Annotated in this window: 20 protein-coding genes; 8 read left to right on the top strand and 12 right to left on the bottom strand. The window is 64.6% G+C overall.

The window, feature by feature from the left end; genetic code table 11:
- Window positions 1–20: 20 nt before the first annotated feature.
- The 3 genes from ACYQ3G_RS02415 to ACYQ3G_RS02405 are packed head-to-tail and all read left to right on the top strand — an operon-like array spanning window position 21 to window position 4,461.
- On the top strand, window positions 21–2,042 hold the full coding sequence (locus ACYQ3G_RS02415) for a flagellar hook-length control protein FliK (RefSeq protein WP_459822032.1): 2,022 nt from the start codon (window positions 21–23) through the stop codon (window positions 2,040–2,042).
- A 12-nt stretch (window positions 2,043–2,054) separates the two neighbouring features.
- A complete protein-coding gene (locus ACYQ3G_RS02410) occupies window positions 2,055–2,741 on the top strand; it encodes a flagellar hook assembly protein FlgD (RefSeq protein WP_459822030.1) in 687 nt (228 codons plus the stop codon).
- Between the two features lie 37 nt (window positions 2,742–2,778).
- Window positions 2,779–4,461, top strand: a complete 1,683-nt coding sequence (locus tag ACYQ3G_RS02405) for a flagellar hook protein FlgE (RefSeq protein WP_459822028.1) — start codon at window positions 2,779–2,781, stop codon at window positions 4,459–4,461.
- A gap of 79 nt (window positions 4,462–4,540) precedes the next feature.
- Here the strand turns inward: ACYQ3G_RS02405 and ACYQ3G_RS02400 are convergent, their stop codons facing one another.
- The gene (locus ACYQ3G_RS02400) at window positions 4,541–4,924 is read right to left on the bottom strand and encodes a flagellar protein FlaG (RefSeq protein ID WP_459822026.1); all 384 of its coding nucleotides are present in this window, start codon (window positions 4,922–4,924) and stop codon (window positions 4,541–4,543) included.
- A 205-nt stretch (window positions 4,925–5,129) separates the two neighbouring features.
- On the opposite strand from ACYQ3G_RS02400, the gene ACYQ3G_RS02395 reads away from it, so the two are divergent.
- Window positions 5,130–6,026: a flagellin N-terminal helical domain-containing protein gene (locus tag ACYQ3G_RS02395; protein WP_028577053.1), complete on the top strand. Its 897-nt coding sequence runs from the start codon at window positions 5,130–5,132 to the stop codon at window positions 6,024–6,026.
- Window positions 6,027–6,078: 52 nt separating this feature from the next.
- On the opposite strand, the gene rnc is transcribed toward ACYQ3G_RS02395, so the two are convergent.
- Window positions 6,079–6,843, bottom strand: coding sequence for a ribonuclease III (rnc, locus tag ACYQ3G_RS02390; protein WP_051307017.1), 765 nt, complete (start codon window positions 6,841–6,843; stop codon window positions 6,079–6,081).
- A gap of 11 nt (window positions 6,844–6,854) precedes the next feature.
- On the opposite strand from rnc, the gene ACYQ3G_RS02385 reads away from it, so the two are divergent.
- Complete coding sequence (locus ACYQ3G_RS02385) at window positions 6,855–8,966, top strand: acetate--CoA ligase family protein (protein ID WP_459822023.1); 2,112 nt, start codon at window positions 6,855–6,857, stop codon at window positions 8,964–8,966.
- Between the two features lie 37 nt (window positions 8,967–9,003).
- The gene (locus ACYQ3G_RS02380) at window positions 9,004–10,065 is read left to right on the top strand and encodes a phosphotransacetylase family protein (RefSeq protein ID WP_459822021.1); all 1,062 of its coding nucleotides are present in this window, start codon (window positions 9,004–9,006) and stop codon (window positions 10,063–10,065) included.
- Window positions 10,066–10,564: 499 nt separating this feature from the next.
- On the opposite strand, the gene cimA is transcribed toward ACYQ3G_RS02380, so the two are convergent.
- From cimA to lpxB, 4 genes are all read right to left on the bottom strand, one after another.
- On the bottom strand, window positions 10,565–12,184 hold the full coding sequence (gene cimA / locus ACYQ3G_RS02375; RefSeq protein ID WP_459822019.1) for a citramalate synthase: 1,620 nt from the start codon (window positions 12,182–12,184) through the stop codon (window positions 10,565–10,567).
- Between the two features lie 299 nt (window positions 12,185–12,483).
- Window positions 12,484–12,750 (bottom strand): hypothetical protein, encoded by a 267-nt coding sequence (locus ACYQ3G_RS02370; RefSeq protein ID WP_028577049.1) that lies wholly within the window; start codon window positions 12,748–12,750, stop codon window positions 12,484–12,486.
- 266 nt (window positions 12,751–13,016) lie between these two features.
- Entirely contained in the window at window positions 13,017–14,420 is a 1,404-nt protein-coding gene (locus ACYQ3G_RS02365) for a sigma-54 interaction domain-containing protein (protein WP_459822016.1), read from the bottom strand.
- On the bottom strand, window positions 14,417–15,544 hold the full coding sequence (gene lpxB / locus ACYQ3G_RS02360) for a lipid-A-disaccharide synthase (protein WP_459822014.1): 1,128 nt from the start codon (window positions 15,542–15,544) through the stop codon (window positions 14,417–14,419). Before lpxB ends, ACYQ3G_RS02365 begins: the two co-directional genes overlap by 4 nt.
- 82 nt (window positions 15,545–15,626) lie before the next feature.
- Between lpxB and ACYQ3G_RS02355 the strand changes: the two genes are divergently transcribed.
- Window positions 15,627–15,986: a VanZ family protein gene (locus ACYQ3G_RS02355; protein ID WP_459822012.1), complete on the top strand. Its 360-nt coding sequence runs from the start codon at window positions 15,627–15,629 to the stop codon at window positions 15,984–15,986.
- Window positions 15,983–16,933, top strand: a complete 951-nt coding sequence (locus ACYQ3G_RS02350; RefSeq protein ID WP_459822010.1) for a hypothetical protein — start codon at window positions 15,983–15,985, stop codon at window positions 16,931–16,933. Before ACYQ3G_RS02355 ends, ACYQ3G_RS02350 begins: the two co-directional genes overlap by 4 nt.
- Before the next feature lie 314 nt (window positions 16,934–17,247).
- Here ACYQ3G_RS02350 and pnp read toward each other — a convergent pair whose 3' ends face one another.
- The 6 genes from pnp to ACYQ3G_RS02320 form a co-directional block, all read right to left on the bottom strand.
- Complete coding sequence (gene pnp, locus ACYQ3G_RS02345; protein WP_459822008.1) at window positions 17,248–19,476, bottom strand: polyribonucleotide nucleotidyltransferase; 2,229 nt, start codon at window positions 19,474–19,476, stop codon at window positions 17,248–17,250.
- A gap of 177 nt (window positions 19,477–19,653) precedes the next feature.
- Entirely contained in the window at window positions 19,654–19,923 is a 270-nt protein-coding gene (gene rpsO, locus ACYQ3G_RS02340) for a 30S ribosomal protein S15 (RefSeq protein ID WP_028577043.1), read from the bottom strand.
- A gap of 63 nt (window positions 19,924–19,986) precedes the next feature.
- On the bottom strand, window positions 19,987–20,910 hold the full coding sequence (gene truB / locus ACYQ3G_RS02335; protein WP_459822005.1) for a tRNA pseudouridine(55) synthase TruB: 924 nt from the start codon (window positions 20,908–20,910) through the stop codon (window positions 19,987–19,989).
- Entirely contained in the window at window positions 20,907–21,872 is a 966-nt protein-coding gene (locus ACYQ3G_RS02330; protein WP_028577041.1) for a DHH family phosphoesterase, read from the bottom strand. The genes truB and ACYQ3G_RS02330 overlap by 4 nt, the downstream gene beginning before the upstream one ends.
- Complete coding sequence (rbfA, locus tag ACYQ3G_RS02325; RefSeq protein ID WP_459822003.1) at window positions 21,844–22,188, bottom strand: 30S ribosome-binding factor RbfA; 345 nt, start codon at window positions 22,186–22,188, stop codon at window positions 21,844–21,846. The genes ACYQ3G_RS02330 and rbfA overlap by 29 nt, the downstream gene beginning before the upstream one ends.
- A 6-nt stretch (window positions 22,189–22,194) precedes the next feature.
- Window positions 22,195–22,530 (bottom strand): DUF503 domain-containing protein, encoded by a 336-nt coding sequence (locus tag ACYQ3G_RS02320; protein WP_459822001.1) that lies wholly within the window; start codon window positions 22,528–22,530, stop codon window positions 22,195–22,197.
- Between the last annotated feature and the right edge of the window lie 51 nt (window positions 22,531–22,581).

The following is a 22,581-nucleotide window of genomic DNA, read 5'->3' as shown; positions in this document are numbered from 1 at the left end:
GCGTCAGCAGGAGGTGGATCATGCAGTTTTTTCCCGCCATGGCACCGGGTTTTGGACCCTCGTCGCAGGCCTTTTCCCGTTTCGATTTCATGGACGCGCGGGCTGGCCAGGATTTTTCAGGCCTTCTTTCCGAGCAGATGAAGCAGCCCGACCCGCAGGACATGACATCGAGGCCGATCGAAAGCGAGCCCGTCTCCGGTCCGGAACCGGCTGCGACGGAATACCGGACCCAGGACGCAGCCCCGGCCGCAGCCGTCGTGGACGAGGGCGCTCCGCAGCGGGAAGAGGCGCCCGCGAGTCATGAACGCCATGCGGAAAGCGATGCCCGGCCTGAAGCCGGTCGGGCCGACGATCCGGCAAAAGCTGCCGAGAATGTCCATGACGCGCCGCGCAAGGAGGAAGGCAAGGTCGCGAAAACCGGGAAGGACGACTCGGAGTCGACGTCGTCCGGGGTTTCGGACGGTGCTGCGCCGCAAGACGCCGGGTCTCCTGACACGGAAGCGTTGCAGGAGGAGCTGGACGCTGTGGAGCAGGAGGCCAAGGGGCGGGCGACCGTGAACCCCGACGTGGACGCCAGGATCAAGGCCCTGCGGGAACTGCTGGGCACCTTGCACCAGGCCGACCCGGCAGAGCGCAGCGAGTTGGCCGTGACCCTTGGGGCGCAGATCAAGGCTTTGCGCGAGGAGCTCGTCGCGCCGGGCGCCAGGGCCGAAAGGGCGGACCATGCGTTGTCCCGCGCTGCGGCCGAAGGGGCGGAAAAATCCGCTTCGCGTTCGCAGGCGCGGGCAGTCCGCAAAGGGCGAGACGGGGATGCGCCGGTCCAGGCTGCTGCAGCCGGTCGGAATGCGGGCGGCTCCGTGAAGGCCGCGCACGCGTCTGTTGCGCCAGACGCCGGAACGGACATGGCGCTGGCCGGCAAGGGTCGGGTCCAGGCATCGACGGACTCCGTCCATGAGGCCACAAAAGAGGTGACGTCCGCGCAGAACGAGCCGAAGGCGGCTGCCGGGGCGTCCGTGGCTGAGGGGTCCGCGGGTGCGGCCGGTCTCGCGGACGGTGCTCGCGCCGACGGCAAGGCGCAGGCGGAGGATGTGCTTGGACGCGCCGGGACCAAGGCCCATTTGGCGGACACGGGCGCTGCGCAGACGCCGGGCGAGGCCGCCGATGAGAACCGGGCCACCGGGAACAAGCCGGCGGCGTCCGCGCAGGAAACGGCCCTGAAGCCCCCTGTCGACAGCGCGTCGCGTGAGGCCGGGAAGAGTCATGGCGCCGCTCAGGCCGCCGAACTCATCGGCCGGGGCGAAGCAGCCAGGGACCATGGCGTTGCCGCGGACGCTTCGCGGGCCGATGCGACGGATGCGCGAAACGTCGTGTCGGCACAGGCCAACGGCGCCAAGGGCGACCAGGTCCGTCAGGACGCACGTCAGGGATTTTTCGGCGCCAGGGGTGAGGAGCAGCCCCGGCAGGCCAAGCCCGTGGCTTCGGCATCCGGCAAAATCGTACACGAGGCCGAGGCCCAGGCCCTGGGAACAGGGCAGAATACGCAGTCAGCCGCCCAGCAGCGTGGCGAATCCCCGGTCAGTTCCCGCTCCGCGGAAGTCTACAGGCAGGTCGAGACCGGCGCCTTCCGCAATCTCGGGCAGGGCGTCAAGCAGCTTGTCATCCGGCTGGACCCCGAGGAGTTGGGCCAGGTCAGCGTGATCCTGCAGGTCAAGGGCAAGGAGGTCCAGGCCGTACTGCGGGCCAGCAGCCAGGAGACCTCGCAGGCCCTGGGCGAACAGCTTTCCCAGTTGCGGACCCAGCTGGAGTCCCAGGGACTCAAGGTCGGCAAGCTCGAGGTCCAGACCCAGCTGGCGGACTCCCAGGGGCAATCCCAATGGCAGGGCGCCGAGCAGCACAACCGCTACCAGGAGAACCGGGAACTGGCCCTCTCGGGCCAGCGCTGGCGCACCCTCGAACGGGTGGACTCCGGACTGGTCCGGGAAGTGCAAAGTGGAGTCCAGAGGGAAAATCTTTCCCAAAGAGGACTGGATATCTTTGCCTGAGAGGGGTGGGTCATGATCGATCAGATTTTGTCGCAGCAGGGCGGTTTTTACGGGGCCGAAACGAAGAGCGCCAACGACGTGCTGGGCAAGGACGCGTTCCTCAAGCTGCTCGTGACGCAGCTCCAGAATCAGGATCCCCTGAACCCCCTCGACGACAAGGAATTCATTGCCCAGTTGGCGCAGTTTTCGAGCCTGGAGCAGATGTCCAACGTCGCCGAAGGCATCAACGCCCTGACGAACAAGACCGCCCAGCAGGACATGATGAGCGCCGTCGGCTACATCGGCAAGCAGATCGCGGCCTCGGGTTCCAGCATGACCAAGGTCGAGAACTACGCCACGCCGGTCTATTTCACACTGAAGGACGCCGCGGCCACGGTCCACGCCAACATCTACGACGCCAACAACAACCTCGTGCGCACGGAGAAGTTCACCTCCATGCAGGCCGGCGAGTTCGAGTTCAGCTGGGACGGCACCGACTACAACGGGGCCACGGTCAACAACGGCCAGTACAACGTGTATTTTTCGGCCGAAAGCGCCACGGGCAAGACCGTCTTGGTCGATACCGAAGTCACCGGGATCGTGACCGCGGTGGAGCAGGGCGATGGCCAGACCTATTTTCGCCTGAGCGATGGGCGCAAGATCGGCTTCAGCGACATCAAGAAGGTCGTGCAACCGGCGGCCACGTCAACGGAATCATAGATTTTGCCGCGTCAGCGGCGGAACAAGGGGGTAACATATGGGCTTGTCAGCATCGATGTATTCCGCGACCAGCGGCCTCAAGGTCCATGGCGAGGACATGACCGTCATCGGCAACAACATCTCCAACGTCTCGACCATCGGCTACAAGGCTTCTCGCATGTACTTCGAGGACGCCCTGAGCCAGCAGGTGACCACGGCCTCGGGCGTGGGCCAGGTCGGGCGCGGCGTGTCCGTGGGCACTGTCATGGGCGATTTTTCCCAGGGTTCCCTGGAGACCACGACGGAGGCCACGGACCTGGCCATCGGCGGCAGCGGCTTCTTTGTGGTTTCTCCGGCCGGGCAGGATGTCAACTACTACACGCGGGCCGGCAATTTCCGCTTCGACGAGGACGGGTTCCTGGTCGATCCCCACGGCTATCGCCTGCAGGGGTGGGCGGTGCAGCAGTCGACCACGAGCACGGCGTCCTCGGGAGAGACCACATCCACGGAAACAGCCGGCGTGCAGATCCAGGGCGTTCCGCAGGACATCAAATTGGAGAATTTCCAATCCCCGCCTCAGGCAACAAGCCGTATCGACGTCATCGTCAACGTGGATTCCGGCTCCGAGGACAAGTCGGCCAGCGATGTGACCCCGTTCACCTCGATGCTGTCCAACTACGACGCAACCGCCGAGAAGCCGCTCGGCGAGGAGCGGTATGCGTACCAGACCACGCTCAAGGTCTATGACGAGAACGGTTCCTCACACAATCTGACGGTGTACATGGATCCGGTAGCAAACGATGAGGTGGCGGATGTCGCTGGCGGCAAGCGCTACTGGGAGTACATCGTAGCCGTGCCCCCGGGCGAGGACAACCGCACGTTCTGGGATGACGGCGACACCAAGCGCGGTGTGCTCATGACCGGCACGCTGACTTTCAACGCTGCTGGCGAGTTGGAAAATATGTCGGCGTTCACGATCAACAACCCGACCGTTGCCGACCCGAACCTCCTTAGCTCATGGACACCGGCTGATTTTTCCCAGAACGGTTACCCCATCTGCACCGCCAATTTCCTGGGAACGGAAAACGGCAGCGTCACAGCTGCCGGAACCGTGTCCGAGAACACCAAGATCGTCGAGATCAATTTTGGACTGCGCAACAAGAACAACCTCTGGAATCCTGGTCCGTCGACCCAAGTGCCTGCACCGACCACTCCCGGTCTGGACAACCTGGGCTCGCTTGCCGCTCTCGATGCCGCAACGTTGACCTCAGCGGAGTTGGGCTCCATCAACGGCATGGATTCCAAAGAGATCAGCGCCCTGTCCTCGACCAACTACTCTACGGGCTCCACGACCATATTCCAGGCCCAGGACGGCTATACCGCCGGGTTCCTGCAGAACATCTCCGTGGACCGCGACGGCGTCATCACGGGACGATACTCCAACGGGCAGGTCTTGCAGCTCTTCGCCGTGACCCTGGCGACCTTCAACAACAACTACGCACTCTACCGCGAGGGCGGCAACCTCTTCTCCGAGACCCGCTCCTCGGGGCCGCCCATCACCGGTCTGGCCAACACCGGCGGCAAGGGCAGCATCGCCTCCAACTCCCTGGAGCAGTCCAACGTGGACCTGGCCACGGAGTTCGTGAAGATGATCACCACGGAAAAAGGCTTTCAGGCCAACTCCAAGACCATCACCACCGTCGACGGCATGCTGACGACCCTGATCCAGCTCAAGCGCTAACGAGCGCCTTTGAAGAAAAATCGGAAGCCCGCGCTGCCAGTGTGCAGCGCGGGCTTCCGATTTTTCCGTTGGCTGGGCGTTAGAGTGCCTTGTCGAGGAACAGGCCGACCATGTTCTCGATGGACGCGGCCAAGTCGAGCATTTCGTCGGCTGGGATCTTGCGGATGAGCTTGTCCGTTTCCGGGTCGCGCACTTCCACCTGAACCATGTCCGTGCGTTCGTCGATGTTGAATTTCAGGCTCACGCCGATGGAGGCCATGTAGGAATCGACGGCCTCTGTCAGGTGCTGCAGCTTCTGCAGGGAAATTTCTTCCGTTTCGTCCTGAGGGGCGTTCGCCGTCCCGTCACGAAGCAGGGCGTGCAGATCGCGTTCGCCGCTATCCGGCGCGGTTCGCTGCTGGGCGACGTGGTCGACAGCCGTGAGCATTTCCTGGGGTTCGAAGGCAAGGGAGGATATCTTCATGGCCGTGGCCTCCTCGTGATATTCTGATTCATCCTATTGATCGGCAGGCGGCGGCAAAACTTTAGAACGGTCGGGGAGGCAAAATTGACCCGGTTTTTGACACACAATCGAGTGCTTGTTTTTAATATATTGAAAATAAATGGAATATTAAAAGTGGCATCCGGAGTGCATTGAGGCGTGTACAACCGCACAAGGAGGTCATCTCATGTCTTTGGTCATTAATCATAATATGATGGCGATGAACGCCGCCAGGAATTTGTCCCAGTCCTATGGAAATCTTTCCGTTTCGACCCGACGCCTGTCCTCCGGACTGCGCGTGGGCACTGCCGCCGACGACGCGGCGGGCCTGGCCATCCGCGAGTTGATGCGCGCCGACATCGCCTCCCTCAACCAGGGCATGCGCAACGCCAATGACGCCATCTCCATGATCCAGACCGCCGACGGCGCCCTGCAGGTCATCGACGAGAAGCTCATCCGCATGAAGGAACTGGCCGAGCAGGCCGCCACCGGCACGTACACCTCGGACCAGCGCCTGATCATCGATTCCGAATACCAGGCCATGGCCTCGGAAATCACGCGAATCGCCAACGCCACGGACTTCAACGGCATCTATCTGCTGAACGGCAATCTTTCGAGCGACCAGTTCCAGGGAAGCGGCCTGCAGTCGAGCGGCAAGCTCAAGGTGCACTTCGGCTCCGGCAACGACTCGGCCGAGGACTACTACTACATCCAGATCGGCAACTCCACGGCTTCGGCCCTGGGCGTCGGCAACCAGAGTGATCCGGCCCTCGGCGGAGGCTACAGCATCTCCACGCAGGAGGGAGCCCAGAGTTCCCTGGACGCCATCAACAAAGCCATTGTCTCCAAGGACAAGATCCGTGCGAGCCTCGGCGCCCTCCAGAACCGACTGGAGAACACCATCACCAACCTGAGCATCCAGGCCGAGAACCTGCAGGCCGCCGAGTCGCGCGTCTCCGACGTCGACGTGGCCCAGGAGATGACCGAGTTCGTGCGCAACCAGATCCTGACGCAGTCCGCCGTGGCCATGCTGGCCCAGGCCAACCAGCTGCCGCAGATGGCCATGCAGCTCATGCAGGGCTAGTGACGGGTTTTCCGGCTAGTGGCGATGATCAAAGACGGAAAGCCGGGGTGTTTCACTCCGGCTTTTTCGATTTGCGGGGTGCGGGTTGCACGGCGTCGTTGCCGGTCATGTCCGGGTAGCGTTCCTGCAGCAGGTGCAGCGCCTGTTCCGCCGCACCCTGTTCGGCCTTGCGCATGCTGCGCTCTTCCCATTCGAGACGGGTGCCGTCCGGCAGCGTCACGATGACGGAATAGAGCTTGGCGTGTTCGGGGCCGCGGCTGGCCCCGAGGGCGTAGCTTGGCCGTGATTTCCAGATGCGTTGGGTGGCTTCCTGCAGCAGGCTCTTGAAGTCGCGCGGGCGGAAGGTCTCCGGAGGGGACGGCCAGTGCCCCTCGAACAAAAATTTGACGCGCTCCGAGGCGGCCTCCAGGCCGCCGTCGAGGTACACCGCGCCGAGGACGGCCTCCAGGGCGTCGCTCAGCACGGAATTCTTGTCCCGCCCCCCCTGACTTTCCTCACCCCGGCCCAGCAACAGGCAGTCGCCCAGGCCCATGCGTCGAGCCACGCCGGCCAAGGCCGTCTCGCTGACCATGGCCGAGCGCATGCGGGTCAGATGTCCTTCCTGGGCGTCCGGAAACTTGCGGTACAGTTCGTCGGACACGGCCAGTTCAAGGACCGCGTCGCCCAGGAATTCAAGCCGCTCGTTGTGGGTCCCGCCGTGCTCGTTGGCATGGGACGTATGTGTCAGAGCCTGGATTAAAAGCTTGACTTGCTTGAACTCATAATGGATTCCAGACTGCAGTGTCCGCAGTGCATCGGAAGGAATTTCCAGAGACATCAAGGTTCTCCATGAGAGACGTTTATCTTCACGCCCTGTTTTCTCCCAAGGCCATCGCGGTCGTCGGCTCCCTCGACGGCGCGGGGGGCCCGGCACGTGTGATCCTGGCCAATCTCGAAGGCTCCGGGTATCAGGGGAGGATCGTGCCCGTCAATTGGACCGGCGAGCGCCCGGCCGACGCATTGGAGTCCCTCGGGGACATCGATCTGGCCGTGGTCTGCCTGCCGCCCGAGGCCGTTCTCGACGCCCTGGAGAGCATCGCCGACAAAGGCATCCGCACGGTCATAGTCACGTCGGCGGGGTTCCGCGAGATCGGCGGCCAAGGCTACTACCTCGAGGAGGCGGTCATCCAGCTGGCCGAGCGCCGGAACATGACGCTTCTGGGGCCCAACTGCCTCGGCGTGGCCTCCTGGGCCGACCGCATGAACGCGTCCCTCATCTCCCGCCTGCCCGCCGAGGGCAACATCGCCTTCTTTTCGCCCTCGGGTTCCATGTGCAACGCCATCCTGGACTGGGCCGCCAGCGAGGAGATCGGGTTCTCCAAGTTCGCGAGCCTCGGCAACCGGGCCGTCATCGACGAGGCGTCCATGCTCCAGTTCTTGGCCGAGGACCCGCAGACCCACGTGGTCATAGGGTATCTCGAAGGCATGAACAACGGCCGCCGCTTCGCGCGCATCAGCCAGACCATCACCCGCGAGAAGCCCGTCATCATGCTCCAGGCCGGCATGACCGAGCACGGCCGCAAGGCAATTTCTTCCCATGTCGGCGCCCTGACCGGGTCCGAGCGCGCCTATCAGACGGCCCTCAGGCAGGCCGGCATCATTCAGGTCGACAACCTTTCGACCCTTTTCGACCTGGCGCGCATGTTCGGCACGCAGCCGCTGCCCAAGGGGGCGAGCCTGGCCATCGTGACCAACTCTGGCGGGGCGGGCATCCTGGCCGCCGATGGCATGGCCGGGACCAGCCTCAATCTTGCGCGCCTGGGCCGGGAGACGGCCCAGCGGCTGGGGGAAATCCTGCCCAGCCACATGCAGGCCTCCAACCCCGTGGACATCGGCATGCAGGCTACGCCCGAGCAGTATGCCCGCGCCGTGGAGCAGGTCGCCCGCGACCGTCAGGTGCACATGGTCCTCGTGGTCATCGCCCCCGGAATGGGGGTGGACATGCCGGCCATCGCGAAGGCCCTGGCCGCCCTGCCGAAAACCCTGGACGCCGCCATGGCGGTCTGCCTGCTCGGCCAGGAAGGCGTGCTGGAGGAGAAGCGATTCCTGCAGCGCAGTGGCCTGCCCTGCTATTCCAACCCCAAGGCTGCCCTGACCAGCCTCGAGGCCATGATCCGCTACGCGCAGTGGAAGACCACCGCCTACCCCGTCGAGGTCTGCTACCGTCGCGACAAGGCCAAGGCCGAGCGTTTTCTGGAAGAGTATCTGGAGATCGGCAAGACCGAGCTGTTCGGCTTCGAGGTGCAGCCCCTGCTGCAAGCCTACGAACTGCAGTACCCCCGGACCGAGCTGGCGCGCACCAGCCGCAGCGCGGCCAAGATCGCCAAGCGCCTGGCCTGCCCCGTGGCGCTGAAGATCGCCTCCCCCCACATCGAGTACAAGAGCGACGTGGGCGGCGTGGAACTCGGCCTGCAGACTCCCGAGGAGGTGCGGCAGGCTTTTTTGAACCTCACGTCCCGGGTGCAGTGCCTGCGCAGCGAGGCCTTCATCTCGGGCTGCCTCGTGCAGGAGATGATCCTCGGCAAATCCACGGAAGTCTGTATTCGCGCTCTCCGGGACCCCAAGTTCGGCCCCCTGGTCCGCTTCGGGCTTTCGGGCAGCCAGGCCGAAATCTTCCAGGACTATTCCCTGCGCCTTGCTCCCCTGTCCCTCGAAGATGCCGCGGGCATGATGCGCGAGCTCAAGGTCTTCTCGCTGCTCAAGCGCGAGCGGGGCCGGGACGCCCTGGACTTGCGGGCCCTGGAGGATGTACTGCTGACCGTGTCGCAGATGACGCTTGATTTCCCCGAAATTTACGCTCTGGAATTCGACCCTGTCCTGGTGACCTCGCGGGGGGCGTGGATCGCCGGGGCGCGGATGTCCCTTTTGCCGCATGCCGAAGAGCGGGGGCGTGACCGATAACCGAGCCTCAATATCTCAGTTCCGATCAGGAGGGTGTATGGTAGGAATTTATGTTGGCGCGACATCCGGCTATTCCGGAAAGAACATGATCGCCATGGGCATCGGGCTCAAGCTCCAGAAGGAGGGCTACCGGGTCGGCTACATGAAGCCCGTGGGCGCCCTGCCGCAGGAAAAGAACGGCGTTCTCGGCGATGCCGACGCGTTCTTCGTCCAGGACATTCTGGGCCTGGCCGAAAATCCGGCCCTGGTCACCCCTGTGGTCGTGGACCAGGATTTCAAGATGAAGGCCTTCACCGGCAAGTGCGACGACCTCATGCCGCGCATCAAGGCCGCCTACGAGGAGCTGAGCAAGGACAAGGACGTCATGATCGTGGCCGGGTCGGGCAGCATGTACTCGGGCAAGTACTGCGGCCTGGACGGCGTCAGCGTGGTCAAGGCCTTGGGCATCAAGGCCATCGTCATCGACCGCTTCGTCAAGGAGCTGAACTACGACTACCTGCTGTCCATGAAGGAGCGCCTGGACGACCAGCTCCTGGGCGTGCTTCTGAACGACATCCCGCCGTCCTTCAAGGAGGAGCTCGACACCCTCCTGCACCCCTTCCTGGAGAGCAAGGGCATCAAGGTACTGGGCAAGATCCCGAGCGACCCCCTCATGGGCGCCATCAAGGTCGCCGATCTGGCCGACCGCCTTGGCGGCCGCATCATCACGGCCCAGGACAAGTCCGAGCGCGTGGTCGAGAATTTCCTCATCGGCACCATGCAGGTCGAGAACTTCATGACCCATTTCCGCAAGAGCAAGAAGTCGGCGATCATCGTCGGCGGCGACCGCTCGGACGTGCAGCTGGTGGCCCTTGAAGGTCAGTGCCAGTGCCTGGTCCTGACGGGCAACCTCTACCCCAACGACATCATCATGACGCGGGCCGAGGTCCTCGAAGTGCCCATCGTCGTGGTCCGCGACGACACCTTCACCGTGGCCAAGAAGATGGAAGCCATCCTCTCCCGCCACAAGCTGCGCGACGTGATCAAGATCCAGCACGGCTCCCAGCTGGTCAGCTCCATCATCGACTTCCCGTTCATGAAGGACGCCCTGGGAATCTGAAAATTCTGGTCGGAACCCAAAAAAAGCCCCGAACTTACGGGGCTTTTTTTTGCGAGAGCGCCGACTGACGGAAGCTCCGTTCGCGTTCGGGACATGACACGAGGATGGATCCCCGCCTTCGCGGGGATGACGCCCAGGCAGGACGATTCGATTCGCAAGCTTCCAGCCCTCGCGGGGATGACGCCCAGGCAGGGCGATTCGGTTCGCAGGCTTCCCGCCTTCGCGGGGATGACGCCCAGGCAGGACGATTCGATTCGCAGGCTTCCCGCCTTCGCGGGGATGACGCCCAGGCTGGGCGATTCGATTCGCAGGCTTCCAGCCCTCGTGGGGGTGATGCCCAGGCAGGGCGCTTCGGTTCGCAGTCTTCCCGCCATCGCGGGAATGACGTCCAGCATGACGATTCTGCCCGTTGTCATTCCCGCGAAGGCGGGAATCCATCTTCTCTTGCGCCGGCATGGCGTCGCCAGGGCCGTATCCCGGATTTGCTCCCGAGCCGCCGTCAGATCTCCCGGATGGCCTGGGTCAGCTTCTTCTGGTCGTCCTTGAAGAGCTTGTAATTGATGGAATCCTCCAGGGCCTGGCGACTGGCCTCGATGATGTTGTAGGACACGCCCACCGTGGTCCAGCGGCTCTTTTGGTCCCCGGATTCGATCAGCACCCGCACGACCGACGCCGTCCCGCTGTGCCCCTCTTCCTTGTTCGCCACGGCCAGCACCCGCACCTTGAAGTCCAGCAGGCGCATTTCGCCCAGGTTCGGGTAGAAGCGCTCCAGCCCCTTGCGCAGCGCGCAGTCCATGGCGTTGACCGGGCCCTTGCCCGTGGCCGCCGTGTGCTCGACCATTCCGCCCACACGCAGCATGACCGTAGCCTCGGTGAAGGGCTCGACGCCCTCGGTGAAGACCGAGTCCAGGATGCGGAAACTCATCAGCCTGAAATAGTTGCGCGCCCGACCGAGCACGCGGTTGACCAGCAGTTCGTAGGAGGCTTCGGCGGCCGAGTACTCGTAGCCCTGGTCCTCGCGGTTTTTCAGCTCCGTCAGCAGTTCGAGGACGAAGGGGTCGCCCTTGTCCAGTTCGAAGCCGTACTGCTTGGCCTTGTAGAGGATGTTGGACTGGCCGGCCAGGTCCGAGAGGATGATGCGCTGCTTGTTGCCGACGAGTTCGGGCTCGATGTGCTCGTAGGTGCGCGGGTTGCGGCGCACGGCCGCGACGTGCACCCCGCCCTTGTGGGTGAAGGCCGACTGGCCCGTGTAAGGCTGGCGCTTGAAGCAGCGCAGGTTGGCCACCTCGGCCACGAAGGCCGCGGTCTCGGTCAGGCGCTCCAGGTGTCCGGCGGGCAGGCAGGACAGGCCCATCTTCAGTTCGAGGTTGGGGATGATGGAGCAGAGGTTGGCGTTGCCGCAGCGTTCGCCGTACCCGTTGATGGTGCCCTGGACCTGGACCGCGCCATGGCTCACCGCCGCCAGGGAGTTGGCCACGGCCAGCTCGCAGTCGTTGTGCACGTGGATGCCCAGGCGCGCCTGGGGCAGCCGCTCCCGCACGGTGTCCATGATGGACGCGATTTCCTCCGGGAGGCTGCCGCCGTTGGTGTCGCACAGGACCAGAAGCTCCGCGCCGGCGTCCCAGGCGGTGCGCAGGCAGGTCAGGGCGTATTCGGGATTGGTCTTGAAGCCGTCGAAGAAGTGCTCGGCGTCGTAGAAAAGCTCCTGGGCATGGGGCCGCAGGAAGGCCAGGGAGTCGCGGATGAGCTCCAGGTTGCGTTCGAGGGTGATCTTCAGGGCGTCGGTGACATGGATGTCCCAGGTCTTGCCGAAGATGGTCAAAACCGGCGCCCCGGACTCCACCAAAGCCAGCAGGTTCTGGTCGTTCTCGGCCGAAACCTTGGCGGCGTGCGTGGAGCCGAAGGCGGCCAGTTTGGCCGTGCTCAGCTCGTACTGGCGCATCTCGGCGAAGAAGCGCTTGTCCTTGGGGTTGGAACCGGGCCATCCGCCTTCGATGTAGGCGATGCCGAGCTGGTCGAGCCTGGTGGCGATGCGCAGCTTGTCCTCGGTGGACAGGTTCAGCTCCTCGGATTGCGTGCCGTCGCGCAGGGTGGTGTCGTAGATCTGGATGGTGTTCATGGTTCTCCCGGGATTATCTCCGGCTTCGCGCGCCCTGTGCGGGCGGCGTGTCGGGCGACAGGTTGAGTTCCCCCTCGAAAGCGAAAAAGCCCCCGGACCTTGCGGTCGGGGGGCTTTGCTTGCGCGGACGTCCGTGTGGTGCAGGCGCGTCACTCCCCCGACCGTGACCGGATGATCACGGAAATCAGAATAATAATAATGGAAATGGGGGTGGAAACGGTTTTCATATGCTGCACCTTTCTGCGTTGATGAACAATGGAGAATCGATTGTCAAGCCCGATGTTGCCGCTGTGCGGGGATCATTGGGCGATCTTGATCTCCAGGGCATCGATGAACTCGATGCCGTTGTCCCGCCCCTCGTCGCCCAGGACGATGGCCTTGCGGCCGTCCAGTCCCGAGGCATCGATGCCGCGCACGATATAGCTCGATGCCTCGGTCACCAGAATGGTGCCGGTGCTGGTTTCTTCCAGAATGCCGTGTACTTCTACGGTATCGCCGGCCAGTACGGCGGCGGGGGCGGCCAGCAGGATGGCGCCGGCCAGGGCTGTGCATGCGCACATCTTCATCATTCTTCCTTCCACTCTCATCTTCTCCTCGGAAATGTTCGGCCCGGGTGTGCGCCCCATGACCCGAAGGGGTCCGGCGCAGCAGGGCGCGCGTGCGGTAGCACAAAATATGCCCCAGATACAACATGCTGAAATTGCTGTATGCGTAAGAAAAGATGCGGCATCGGTCAGAATCGGCGATTCTTTTTTTGCGCACGGGCGTCGGAAAAGCGCAGAAAGCGGTCTCGCTGGGAAAGAACTGCTGGTTCCTATTTGAAAAAAAGGAATCAGGGGTTCCGTTTCGATCTGGGTCGGAAGGATTTCTTGTCGAGGCGGTGCCTGGTCATGAGCTTGTGCAGCTGGCGGGTGGTGATGCCGGCCGTGTCGGCGCTCTTCTTGATGCTGCCGTTGCAGGACTGCAGCAGGGCCCACAGGTAGCGGCGCTCGAATTCCTCGATGGCTGCAGCGCGGGCGGCGTGCAGCGGCATGAGGGTGTCGGAGCGTGTCGGCGAGTCGGTCTGGGTTTCGGGGCGTAGCGTCAGCAGCTCCAGGGGCAGGCTTTCGGCCTGGATCTGGTCAGTCTCCTCCAGGATGCAGGCCCGCTCGACGATGTTTTCCAGTTCGCGCACGTTGCCCGGCCAGGAATATTCCTGCAGGGCCCGGGCGGCGCGCGGGGCGACGGAGGTGATGTTGCGGCCCGCGTCGCGCCGGAAATTGGCGATGAACTGTTCGGCCAGGGGCAGGATGTCCTCGACGCGCCGGCGCAGGGGAGGGACCTCGATGGGAAAGACGTTCAGGCGGTAGAAGAGGTCCCAGCGGAACTTGCCCTGCTCGCACAGCACGGCCGGATCCTCGTTGGTGGCCGCGATGATGCGCACGTCGCAGGGGATGAGCTTTTCCCCGCCGACGCGCTCGAAGGCCTTTTCCTGCAGGATGTGCAGGAGCTTGATCTGGGCCGAGGGGGTGATGGTGCCGATCTCGTCCAGGAAGATGGTGCCGCCGTCGGCCAGTTCGAACTTGCCCTTGCGCGTCCGTGCGGCGCCGGTGAAGGCGCCCTTTTCGTGGCCGAAGAGTTCGCTCTCGATGAGGGATTCGGGCAGCGCGCCGCAGTGGACGCTTATGAACTGGCGGTTGCAGCGCGAACTGAGCTGGTGGATGAGCTTGGCCAGATAGCTCTTGCCCGTGCCCGTTTCGCCCGTCAGCAGGACCGTGGTGCGGGTGGGCGCGACCATCTGCACCTTGCGGTACACGTCGCGCATGGTCTGGGAGCTGGTCATGGACGTGAAGTCCATGCCCTGCGGGGTCTGGCAGCGCAGGCCGGCCGCACCGTTCATCTCCAGCCAGACGCGGCTCAAGGCCAGATGGACGGCGCGCGCCTCGTGGGGCGGCAACAGGGGTTCGGCGTGGCACTGGCGCAGCGCGCCCGTCTCCGGCAGCATGGCCGGGTCCTTGATGAGAAAGAGGATTCGGCAGGCCGGAGCCCTGCCGGAGAATCGTTCCAGGGTTTCCTGGACGGCCTCGGCGTCGGCCAGGTCGCGCAGGTCCATGACGATGATCTCCTGGCCGGGATGGTCGGGCAGGCTCTCGGGAGGCATGGTCTTGACCGTGGCGGCGAACTCGTCGCCGGCCGCGGCCAGGAGGATTTCGCGCATGTCGCGGTGGGCGCTGTAGATGGTCAGCGGGTGCGTCATGACGGTCTCCGCATGGTGTTCAGGACGATTTCCGCGGCCCGGCCGGCTGCTCCGCCGTTGCCGAGCAGGTCGGGGAGGCTTCCGAGCTGTGCGAGGATGCGGCCGCGCTCCGGGGTGTCGGGAATCCACCGGGCCACGGCGTCGGCCAGGGCAGACGGCTCGGCCCCGCGCTGCAGAAACTCGGGGAAGACCGGGGCGTCCAGGATGAGGTTGGGCAGGGACATGTACGGCACCTTCACCAGGAGCCTGCCCAGGAGATAGGTCAGGCGGGAAAAGGTGTAGGCCACGGCCGTGGGCGTTTCGAGCAGGGCAGTCTCCAGGGTGGCCGTACCCGAGGCGGCCATGATGGCCCGGCAGGAGCGCATGAGCTCGTAGCGGCCGGAGCTGTCGATCAGGGTCACTGGCAGTTCCGAGCGCCAGTTGTCCGTGATCAGGGTCCGGTCCATGCCCGGGGCGACGGGCAGCACGAATTCCAGGCCCGGAAAACGGGCGGCAAGGAGGTCGGCCGCGCGGGAAAAGATGGGCAGCAGCCCGGTGATCTCGCGCCGGCGGCTGCCCGGCAGGATGCCGATGCGCCGGGGTGACTGCGGCGTGCGCAGGATGGCGTCCGTGCGGATGGAGTCCAGCAGCGGGTGGCCGACGTAATCGACGGTCATGCCGTGGCGGGCGTAGAAGTCGACCTCGAAGGGCAGGATGCAGACGAGGCGGTCGACGTGGCGGCGCAGGAAATCCGCGCGCCCTTCGCGCCAGGCCCAAAGCTTGGGGCTGATGTAGTAGACCACCGGGATGCCCAGGCTCTTGGCGATCTTGACTACGCGGAAATGAAAGTCCGGGGCGTCGATGACCACGACGACATCCGGCCGCAGGGCTTCCATCCGCTCCCTGATGGTGCGCAGGAGACCCATGATGCGGGGCAGCTGGGCCAGGACCTCGGTGAAGCCCATGACCGAGAGGGACTCGGTCGCAAGCAGCGGTTCGACGCCTTCCCCGCGCATGGCCGGACCCGCCATGCCCACGAACCGCGCGTCGGGACGCATGTCGCGCAGGGCGCGGACCAGGAGCTGGCCGTGCAGGTCGCCGGAAGTCTCCCCGGCGTTGATCCAGATGGTGGGCGAGTTCGTCATGGGTCGCAAATAGTCCCTTGCCGTCGAAATAACAAGAAGTCTAACCCCTTGCCCCTCCAGAATGTTTGGCATAGGTGGGGTCATGCGAAATTTTGCGTTCACCATGTGCCGAAAGGCTTTCTGGGTCGCGTACGTGCTGGCCCTGGTCGTCTCCTCCCTCATGCCGGTCGCGTTCCCCGAGGCTCCCGAAGGCAGCGACAAGGCCCTGCATCTGTTGGCCTACTGCCTGCTCGTGGCGTTCTGGCCACCGGCTTGGCTCCGGCCCGCGGCGGTCATGTTCAGTTTCGCCGCAGTACTGGGAGTGGTTTTGGAGATCGCCCAGGGCGTCCTGCCAACGAGCCGCTTCGCCGACCCCTGGGACGCCGTGGCCAACTGCCTGGGCGCAGGCCTCGGCCTGGCCTGTCTCCAGGCGTGGCGAATAATGGGGAGGGGGGCGGCGTGAGCGCGGCGGAACTGTGGCAGCAGATTTTGTGGCCCCTGTGCAAGCTGGTGGGCCTGGTGTCCGTTGGCCTTTTCATCGGCAACCTCATCGAGGCCCTGCACTGGACGCGCTTCGTGGCCCGGCTGGCCATGCCCCTGGCCCGCGTCGGCCGCCTGTGCGAGATTTCGGCCGCCAGCTTTTCCGTGGCCTTCGTCTCGGGCATCACGGCCAACACCATGCTGGCCGAGGCCTACGACCAGGGCAAGCTGACGCGCCGGGAACTCATCCTCTCCAACCTGTTCAACAGCGTGCCGACGTATTTCCTGCACCTGCCGAGCATGGTCTTTATCACCGCGCCCATCCTCAAGTCCGCGGCGCTGGTCTACCTGGGCATCACCGTGGGCTCAGCCGTGCTGCGCTCGGTCTGCATTCTGGTGGTGGGGCGCTTTCTGCTGGCCGGGATTGACCGCTGCCATGCCGCCGAATTGCCCTCTGAGGAACGCATCGGCCTGCGGCAGGTCCTGGACAAGACCTGGAAACGCTTTCGTCGCCGCATCAAAAAGATCGTCATGATCACCGTGCCCATCTACATCGGCGTGCATTTCGCCCACGAGTTCGGATTCTTTGCCGCGGCCGAGGGTTTTCTGGCCACGCACATGGGCTGGCTGTCCTGGCTGCACCCCCAGGCCGTGGGCATCATCGTCTTCCAGCTCGCAGCCGAGTTCTCGGCCGGCATGGCCGCCGCCGGGGCGCTCCTCGACGCCGGCTCCATGGCCCAGCGCGACGTGGTCATGGCGCTCATCGTCGGCAACGTGCTGTCTTCGCCCATGCGCGCCTTCCGGCACCAGTTCCCCTACTACGCCGGCATCTACAAGCCCGTCCTGGCCCTGGAACTCATCGTCTGCAGCCAGGGCTTCCGCGTGGCCAGCCTCGTGGTGTGCGGGGCCGCGTATTACTGGCTGAGTTGAGCGGATAGCCGACGGCGGGTGAAAGGCATGGATCCCCGCCTTCGCGGGGATGACATGTCGAGGAAACGGTACGGCATGGCGCGGTTCCATGGATCCCCGCCTTCGCGGGGATGACGTTCATTCAATGCGACAGCCCCGAATTTTTTCAACCTGACGGAAGCAGTAATCCTTCACGCCAAGCCTAGCGTCATCCCCGCGAAGGCGGGGATCCTTCCCACGCACACGTTCAGTCGCCTGCCCGACCCACTCGGAACCGAAGGCCCAAAAAAAACCCGGCAAGAAGCCGGGTTTTTTTTCAATATGTGTTCTTGCGCTTAGCGGCGCGGTCCGCGACGTTCGCCGCCGCGGTCTCCGCCTCTGCGTTCGCCGCCGCGGTCTCCGCCGCGGGGACGGTCGCTGCGCGGGCGGTCGGAGCGGGGCTGAACCGGCTCGGGCTCTTCGCCGAGTTCTTCCAGGATGATGGCCTTGCGGCTGAGCTTGATGCGGCCGGAAGGCTCGATGTCGATGACGCGGACGCGGATGGCGTCGCCTTCCTGGCACACGTCCGTGACCACGTTGACCCGGTCGCGGGCCAGCTGCGAGATGTGGCACAGGCCTTCGAGGCCGGGCAAGATCTCGATGAAGGCTCCGAAGTCCATGATCTTCTTGACGATGCCGTCGTAGTCCTTGCCCAGTTCGGCCTTCTGGTCATAGTAGAGGACCATTTCGCGGGCCTTGGCCAGGGCGGCGGTGTCCGGGGCGAAGATGGAGATCTTGCCGGAGTCGTCGATGTCGATGTCGGCCTGGGTGGCTTCGCAGATGGCCTTGATGTTCTTGCCGCCGGGCCCGATGACTTCGCGGATCTTCTCGGGAGAGATGTGCACGATTTCCATCTGGGGCGCGTACTTGGACAGCTCGGGACGCGGGGTGGCGATGACGGCCTCCATCTGGTCGAGGATGTGCACGCGGGCGTCCTTGGCCTGGTGCAGGGCCTTCTGCATGACCTCGGCCGGTATGCCGGCGATCTTGATGTCCATCTGGATGGAGGTCACGCCGTCGCGGGATCCCGCGACCTTGAAGTCCATGTCGCCCAGGTGGTCCTCGTCGCCGAGGATGTCCGTCAGCACGAGGTACTCGTCACCTTCCTTGATCAGGCCCATGGCGATGCCGGCGATGGGCGTCTTGATGGGCACGCCCGCGTCCATGAGGGCCAGTGTGCCGCCGCAGACCGAGGCCATGGAGGACGATCCGTTGGACTCCATGATGTCGGACACGACGCGGATGGTGAAGGGGAAACCGTCCGGCGCGGGCAGCACCGGGGCCAGGGCGCGCTCGGACAGGGCGCCGTGGCCGACTTCGCGGCGGGACGGGGCGCGCAGCATGCGGGCCTCGCCGACGCTGTAGGGCGGGAAGTTGTAGTGCATGAGGAAGCGCTTGGAGATCTCGCCGGCCAGGGTCTCGATGCGCTGCTCGTCCCGGGTGCTGCCCAGGGTGCAGGTGCACAGGGACTTGGTCTCGCCGCGGGTGAAGATGGCCGAGCCGTGGGTGCGGGGCAGGAAGCCCACTTCCATGGTCAGGGGGCGGACCGTGGTCAGGTCGCGGCCGTCGATGCGGAGCTTTTCGGTCATGATGCGCTGGCGCACGAGCTTCTTCTCGAGCTTCTCCAGGATCTCGCCGACGTTGCGCACGCGCTCGGGCGTTTCGGCGAAGCGGGCCAAGAGCGCTTCCATGAGCTCCTGGCGGACCTTCTTCTTGGCGTCGCGGCGGTCCATCTTGCCGGGCACGGCCAGGGCCGTGGTCAGGGGGCCGGCAGCCAGTTCGGCCACGGCGGCGATGAGTTCCTCATCCTCCTGCGGGGGGACGACGGTGAACTTTTCCTTGCCGAGGATGGCGCGCAGTTCCTCCTGGACATCCAGGAAGGGGGCGAGCTGGGCGTGGCCCCAGGCCACGGCCTCGGCCATGATGTCCTCGGACAGGAACTGGGCCCCGCCCTCGACCATGACCACGGCGTCGCGCGTTCCGGCCAGGACCATGTTCAGCTGGCTGGTGGCCAGCTCGGAGGCCGTGGGGTTGAGCAGGAACTGCCCGTCGCGGTAGCCGATGCGGATGGCCGCGATGGGGCCGGCGAAGGGGATGTCGGAGATGTGCAGGGCCGTGGACGCGCCGATCATGGCCAGGACGTCGGCGTAGCGCTCCTTGTCCGAGGAGACGACCGTGGCGATGACCTGGATCTCGTTGGTGCAGCCCTTGGGGAAGAGCGGACGGATGGGCCGGTCGATGAGCCGGGAGGTCAGCGTCTCGTGTTCGCTGGGGCGGCCCACTTCGCGGCGGAAGTAGTTGCCCGGCACGCGGCCGGCCGCGTAGAGCATTTCCTGATAGTTGCAGGTCAGGGGCAGGAAGTCCACGACCCGGTCCAGGGCCTGGTGGGTGGCCGTGACCAGGACGACGGTGTCGCCCCACTGCACGGTGACGGAGCCGCTGGCCTGCAGGGCCAGTTTGCCGTGTTCGATGACGATTTCGCTGTCGCCCATGGGGATGGCGCGGCGGGTGATCTGAAATGCCATGATGTGCCTCATGCTGGTTGGCGCTCCAGCGGGGCAGCTGCGGCGGGTTTGGTGTTTAGGGCGTGTCCCGAAGGGAGTCGGGCCATGCACTAAACACAAAACCGCTGGCGTGAGAGTGCTGCCGGGAGCGCGGTTGATGAAAGGGGCAGGCGGGGCCGTGAGGCCCCGCCTTGGTGTCTACTTGCGCAGACCGAGTTTCGCGATCAGATCGCGGTAGCGCTGAATCTCGGTTTTCTTCAGGTAGTTCAGCAGCTGACGGCGCTTGCCGACGAGCTTGAGCAACCCGGTCCGGGAGTGGAAATCCTTCTGGTGACCCTTGAAGTGGTCCGTCAGGTAGTTCACGCGGGCCGTCAGCAGTGCGACCTGCACTTCGGCGGAGCCCGTGTCGGTTTCGGTTTTTCCGTATTCCTTGACGATTTCAGCCTTCTGCTCAGCGGTTAAGACCACAGCAATATCCTCCGGTTTTCATGTTTCTTCCGCTTTTCCATTATCCACGTGCGAACCGAAGCCTTACGCTTGCCAGAGACCGCGCATGATCGCCCAGGACAGGACCTGGCCCTTGGGCTGCGCTCCCGCCAGAGCCAGAGGCTCGCGGGACGGGGAGAGCAGCAGGGCCCGGTCCCCTTCCTGGGCCGGGTACTCCGGAAACAGGGTCGTCGGCAGCCATGCCCCGTTGCGCACCAGCTGGGCCTGCTCGGTGTTGAGCAGCAGCTTGGGCCAGTGGGGCAGGGCCTGGACCATGGGCAGGACCAGCTCTGTGAGCCGGTCGCCGCTTTCCAGGACCGTTTCCAGGTCGTGGGCCTGGGCGAGGGTGAACGGATGGCTCGCCTCACGCTCCAGTTCGCTGAGGACCGCTCCGCACCCAAGTCGCTTCCCCAGGCTGTGGGCCAGGGAGCGGATGTAGGTGCCTGCGGAGCAGGTCACTCGAAAAGTGACGCTGGGCAGATCCATGGACAGGATCTCCACGTCGAAAATTGTCACGTCCTTGACCTTGACCGGGACTTCCTTCCCGGCCCGGTGCAGGGCGTACAGGGGCTTGCCCTGATGCTTGGCCGCAGAGACGGGCGGCACTTCCTGGCTCATGGTCCCGAGCCAGCCCAGGATGTTGGCCCTGATCGCCTCCGGGTCCAGGTGCTCCCAGGGACTCTCGGCCATGATCTCGCCCTGCACGTCGTACGTGTCGGTCGTGCTTCCAAGGACGAGAGTACCGCGGTAGGTCTTGCGGTCCTCGCTCAGGTAGTTCGCGAGCTTGGTGCCCTGGCCCAGGAGTACCACCAGGACGCCCGTGGCCATGGGGTCCAGGGTGCCGGCGTGGCCGATCTTCTTCTGGCCGAGGTTGCGTTTGATCCGGTTCAGGCAATCCGTGGAGGTCGGACCTCCCGGTTTATGCAAAACCAGGACCCCGTCAAGTTGTTTCAGGGCTGTGGCATTCACGCGCGGTCCAGCTCCTCGGTCACGGCCCGGATCAGGGTCGCCTTGGCCTCGTCCATGGGCACCTCCAGGGTACCGCCGGCGGCGTTGCGGTGCCCGCCGCCGCCGAAGCGTGCGGCCACGGCCTGCACGTTGACGCTGCCCTTGGAACGCAGGGAAAATTTGATGCCCTTGTCCTCCTCGCGCAGGCTGACGGCCGCCTGCACCCCGCGCACGTAGAGGACGGTGTTGACCAGCCCTTCCGTGTCCTCGGGGCCGGTGCCCGTGCGCTCGAAGAGTTCGCGGGTGAAGGCGATGAGCGTCACGCGGCCGCCGGCGTGGAGGCCGGCCTGTCGCAGCACTTCGCCGCGCATCTGCAGTTGGTTCAGGGTGCCGGTGGACTGCTTCTGCTCATGGAAGGGGCCGGGCAGCAGGCCCAGGCGCAGGATTTCGGCGGCCATCTCCAGGGTTTCTGGGCGGGTGTTGTTGAAGCAGAAGTCGCCCGTGTCGGAGATGAGGGCCAGGTAGACGTATTCGCCCAGCAGTCCCACCATGGGCACGCCGAGCTTGCGCGACAGGATGCCGACCATCTCACCCACGGACGAGGAGCGCTCCTCGATCCAGTTCATGGTCCCGAACTTCGGGTTGCCCAAGTGGTGGTCGATGTTGATCACGGTCTTGGACGCGAGCCACGGGCGGATGACCTCGCCGGTACGCTCGGCGCTGCCGCAGTCCAGCACGATGATGGTGTCCGGCTCGTTTTCGGGCAGGGCCGTCAGGATCTCGCGCTTGGGGGCGAGCCAGGAGAAACGGCTGGGGATGCCGGACTCGTTGAACAGGGTCACGCGCTTGCCCAGGGCCGCCAGCAACTCGCCCATGGCCAGCATGGAGCCCAGGGCGTCGCCGTCGGGGGACACGTGGGAGAGGACCAGGAAGTTGTCGGTCTCCCGGATGTGCTCAATGATCGGCTTGAGGTGGGGCATCATAGACCATGTCCTCGAGAAAGGTGTCCCATTGGAAGCGCAGGTCGGGGATGCCCCGCAGCTTGAGCTCCTTGCCCAGGCGCGTACGCAGGAAGCCCTTGGCGCGAATCAGGGCCTTGGTGATCTCGGGTTCGGCCGAGCGTCCCCTGATGTGGGTGTAGAGGACCTCGGCGATGCTGAAGTCCCGGTTGAGGCGCACCCCGGTGATGGTCACGAGCTGCAGGGTCGGGTCCTCGACCTCCTGAACCAGGAGGGAGGCCAGGACCTGCATGATCTGGTCACCCATCTGCACGGCGCGGCGCGAATTGCTTCTTTGCATAGAAAATCAGGCTCCAAATACGTCCATGTCGGCATGGACCAGTTCGTCGGACGTCGAGGCTTCGACCATGGCCAGGACCTTGGACAGCTGGCTGTGCACGTAACCGGATTCATTGGACACCGTGACCACGCCCAGGACCAGGGTCTGGTGGGAGTCCTGGGACTCGGTCTCGGCCACGGCGACGTTGAAGGTGTTGCGCAGCTTCTGCTTCAGACTGTTGGCGCTTTTCCGCTTTTCCTTCAAGGAAAAAACGCCGTGCAGACGGAATTCCAGGCGCAGGGTGCCGATGATCATGGCCGTACATCCGTTGCGGTTCAGGCGTGGCGAATAAACGGAAGGCATGGATCCCCGCCTTCGCGGGGATGACAAGTAGGTAGCCCGGGCCGCCTGTGC

This window comes from Desulfomicrobium salsuginis, from assembly GCF_054657795.1.
Note: the sequence above shows the minus strand (reverse complement) of the source record. Positions and strands in the feature narration are given on the sequence as shown.